Genomic DNA, 509 nt, shown 5'->3' on the forward strand with positions numbered 1-509 from the left:
GTCGGTCGGCCGGATCGTGGCGCGTGGCGCCGACGCCGACGCCGACGCGTTTCCGCTCGGCGCGATCGCGACCTTCAACCCTCTCGTCGTGCCGTCGTCGAGCCTCTCCGACTGCGCCGGACGGGAGCAGCACGCACCCGACCGGCGTGTGATCGGTGTCGACCCGTCGCGCCCCGCCGCGTTCGCCGAGCGCCTCGTCGTACCGGCGACGAACGTCGTCATACTGCCCGACTCCGTACCTCCGGAGTGGGGCGCGCTCGTCGAGCCGCTCGCCGTCGCCGTTCACGCGGTCGATCGGGTAGCGGTCGCGGACGGGGACATCGTTCTCGTGCTCGGCGGCGGACCCATCGGTCAGTCCGTCGCTCTCGCGGCGATGCGCGCCGGCGGGAACGTGGTCGTGAGCGAACCCGACGCCGATCGGCGGGCCCTGTGCGCATCCCTCGGCGGCACGGTGATCGATCCGGCCGTCGGACCCGTCGCCGAGCAGGTCGTCGCGGCGCGGGGACGAG

The 509-nt window shown here is 73.9% G+C and carries 1 pseudogene; it reads left to right on the forward strand.

Features of this window, described 5'->3' with window-relative positions:
* Window positions 1-509 (forward strand): annotated as a pseudogene (locus AC4FQ5_RS20210) (hypothetical protein); the annotation flags it as partial.

It is taken from the genome of Chryseobacterium sp. DT-167, from assembly GCF_058310155.1.